Annotated in this window: 2 protein-coding genes; both read right to left on the bottom strand. The window is 65.5% G+C overall.

Going from position 1 to position 1,932, the window contains the following annotated elements; all coding sequences use genetic code 11:
• A partial coding sequence (locus ABI213_RS17935) for a cation:proton antiporter (protein WP_348028071.1) occupies nucleotides 1-1,039 on the bottom strand: 1,039 nt, incomplete at its 3' end.
• On the bottom strand, nucleotides 1,029-1,932 hold a 904-nt coding region (locus ABI213_RS17930; protein WP_348028070.1), incomplete at its 5' end, for a protein kinase. The genes ABI213_RS17935 and ABI213_RS17930, both read right to left, overlap by 11 nt.

Below are 1,932 nucleotides of genomic sequence, written 5' to 3'. Positions count from 1 at the left end.
CGCCAATTTGCCCCAGGCTGGCCGACACGTTCAAGGCCGTATTCAGCGGGTAGCGAAACACCAGTACCAGCGCCGCGGCGGCGATGGATTTGCCGACGATGATGATGGCCAGCACGGCCAGTACCTGCAGCGGCTGCTCGACCAGCACCTTGGGGTCAAACAGCATACCCACCGACACAAAAAACAGCACGGCAAAGGCTTCGCGCAGCGGCAGCGAATCTTCGGCGGCGCGGTGGCTGAACTCGGATTCGCGCATCACCATGCCCGCAAAGAAAGCGCCCAGCGCAAACGACACGCCAAACAGCAGGGCCGCACCGTAGGCGATGCTGACCGCCGCGGCAATCACGCACAGGGTGAACAATTCGCGCGAACCGGTGCGGGCCACCAGCCACAGCAGCTTGGGAAACACGCGGCGGCCCACCACCAGCATCAGGGCCACAAAGGCCGACACCTTGAGCAGGGTGATCCCCAGCGTCAGCCACAAATTGCCGCCACCGTCGGGACCTTTGCCGCCCAGCGCGCCCGCCAGCGGGGGCAGCAGCACCAGCACCAGCACCATGGCCAGGTCCTCCACCACCAGCCAGCCCACGGCGATCTTGCCGTTCATCGAATCCAGGGCACCGCGGGCTTCCAGTGCCCGCAGTAGTACCACGGTGCTGGCCACCGACAGGGCCAGGCCGAACACCAGGCCTTCGCCCAGAGGCCAGCCCCAGAAGTGGGCCACGCCTGCGCCCATGGCGGTGGCTACAGCGATTTGCAGCACCGCGCCGGGCAGGGCGATCTTGCGCACCGACATCAGGTCGTCCATCGAAAAATGCATGCCCACGCCAAACATCAGCAGCATCACGCCGATCTCGGCCAACTCGGCCGCAATCTGGCCGTCGGCCACAAAACCGGGTGTGAATGGACCAATCAACACCCCCGCCAACAGGTAGCCCACCAATGCCGGTAGCTTGAACCGCACGGCGAGAAAACCAAACACCAGCGCCAACCCGAGTGCGGTGGCGATGGTGGTGATGAGAGGGGTGCTATGCAGCATCTACCAGATCCTTTTGACTATTGATTGAATGTAGGCGCTGCACGATTTGCGCAAACAGGGGCCGTGATGCGACTTCGGTTTGTAAACAATCGTTCCTTAGAACGGCCAGTTCGCTAGGATTTTCGGGGCAGTGCGCCAGCAGCTCCTCCAGCAGGCAACCAAAGGCCCGCACTTCCAGTCGTTGCAAAGCCTTTGCCTGTGCCCCATCGGTGGGCAAAAAGGAGGCCGCTCCCATATCGCCCAGCAGGCAGTGGCCGTCGGCGTTGCACTGCAGGTTGTGCGCGTACAGGTCGCCGTGCAGCAGGCCGCTGGCGTGCAGATGGGCGGCCGCGGCGGCCACGCCCTGGGCGATGCGCAGCACTTTGGCTAGCGAGAACACCGTGCCCGCCGGGTACACGTCGCGGGTGCAACTGTCCAGGCTGGGCGGCCCGGCCAGGGTGGTGAAGTGCGGCGGAATGCAAGGCATCACCAGCCCCGCCGTGCCCTGGGGGTGCGCGACCAGCGGGCCCAGGGTGGCTATCAGGTGCGGGTGCGCGTCAACCGCCAGGCACGCAGCCAGTTCGCTCTGCGGCCAGCCGTCGCTGGTGACGGCACCTTTGAATAGTTTGACGGCCACCGTTTCACTCTGCCGCTGGGCTTGGTAGATGACCCCCGACGCACCTTCACCGAGCCGGTGCTGCACTGTCAGATCCTCCCAGCGGATGGCGTTGACCGATGGGGGCACCTGCGGCGTGCCGGCCCGCGCCAGCCAGGCCAGCCGGGGCAGGCGCAGCAGCCAGTCGGGCAGGCTGCCTGCATCCGCCATCGGATTGGCCGAGATGCGCAGCAGCTCTAGCTGCTGGCACTGCGCCAGTTCGGACGGCAACTGCCGCAGCTGGTTGCCCGCCAGCATC

Source organism: Rhodoferax sp., from assembly GCF_039922535.1.
GTDB lineage: Bacteria > Pseudomonadota > Gammaproteobacteria > Burkholderiales > Burkholderiaceae_C > Rhodoferax_B.
This window is presented reverse-complemented; position numbering and strand designations above follow the sequence as displayed.